This window comes from Kitasatospora sp. NPDC059327 (assembly GCF_042752535.1).
Classification (GTDB): domain Bacteria; phylum Actinomycetota; class Actinomycetes; order Streptomycetales; family Streptomycetaceae; genus Kitasatospora.
Window position 1 is genome coordinate 1 of record NZ_JBHYYB010000252.1, and the last position, 1,484, is coordinate 1,484.

General features: G+C 69.3%; 1 protein-coding gene. It reads left to right on the plus strand.

The window, feature by feature from the left end; all coding sequences use genetic code 11:
• Positions 1–233 precede the first annotated feature (233 nt).
• A complete protein-coding gene (locus ACFXHB_RS44805; protein ID WP_380582994.1) occupies positions 234–1,448 on the plus strand; it encodes an IS30 family transposase in 1,215 nt (404 codons plus the stop codon).
• Positions 1,449–1,484 lie beyond the last annotated feature (36 nt).

Consider the following 1,484-nt stretch of genomic DNA (forward strand, 5'->3'; position numbering starts at 1 on the left):
CTTAGGTTCTAGCGGTCCTCGCAACACTCATGATCATGGGAGTTGCGAGGACCGTGGGCGGCAAGAGGCTCGATCCGGAGTTGAAGAAGCTGTTCTTCGAACGGCTTGACGCCGTGGGAAGCGTCTCCCCCGTAGCGCGAGAGCTGGGGCTGAACCTGAACACGGCGTTCACGCTGGCCCGCAAGGCCGGCGTGGTCTACGGGCACCTGGGCCACCCTGGGCGCGAGGAGTACCTGAAGCTGCGGGCCCGGGGCGTCTCCAGGCGGGAGGCCGCCGAGCGGGTCGGGGCACACCTTCGGACAGCCCAGGACTGGGACTGGGGCATCCGGAAGTCCAACAACTCCCGGATCCACCCCGACGGCCGGCGTGTGAACTACACGACGGGAACCGTCACGATGTCCGGTGTGACCATCGCTGCACCGGTGAGGCCGGTGAGCCTCAAGTCCCTTGAGAAGAAGCTCCACCCCAGGCTGCTCTCGCTCTCCGAGCGCGAGCGGATACGCGACCTCCGCGCCGCCGGCCAGTCGATGCGAGCCATCGGGCGGGCCCTGGGGCGCCCGGCCAGCACCATCTCGCGCGAGCTGCGGAACAACTCGGCAACCGCCGACTACCACCCCTACGCGGCGCACAGGGCCTCCGCCGCGCGCCGGCCCCGCCCGAAGGAGCGCAAGCTGCTGGCCGAAGGCCCGCTCCGCGACTTCGTCCAGGACGGCCTGCGGAGACGGTGGTCCCCGGAACAGATCTGCCACGCTCTGGCCAAGACCCATCCGGACGACCAGAACATGCGGGTGAGCGTGGAGACGATCTACCAGGCCCTGTACTTCCAGGCCCGCGGCGGCCTGAAGCGGGAGGTCCAGGCGGCCGTCCGCACCGGTCGCACGCGCCGCAAACCGCGCCGGAACCCCGAACGGCGCACGTCCCGGTTCATCGACCCGATGGTGATGATCAGCGACCGCCCCGCCGACGTCGAGGACCGGGCCGTGCCGGGGCACTGGGAAGGCGACCTGATCGTCGGCGCGGGCGGGCGCTCCGCGATCGCGACCCTGGTCGAACGCAGCACCCGCTACACCATGCTGGTCCACCTGCCGGGCGAGACCCACGACGCCGAGACCGTCCGTGACGGGCTCGTCCGCACCGTCCAGACCCTGCCCGCTCACCTGCGCGGCTCGCTCACCTGGGACCAGGGCCCCGAGATGGCACGCCACCGGCAGTTCAGCATGGCCACCGACATGCCCGTCTACTTCTGCGACCCGGCCTCTCCCTGGCAACGCGGCTCGAACGAGAACACCAACGGGCTGCTGCGGCAGTACTTCCCGAAGGGCACCGACCTGAGCCTGCACGGCCCCGAAGACCTCGAACACGTCGCCCAGGAGCTCAACAGCCGCCCACGCAAGACGCTCGGCTGGGATACCCCAGCCGAGCGTCTACGTGATCTACTCACCGTCTGAAACCAAGCGGTGTTGCGACGACCCCTTGAACCTAAG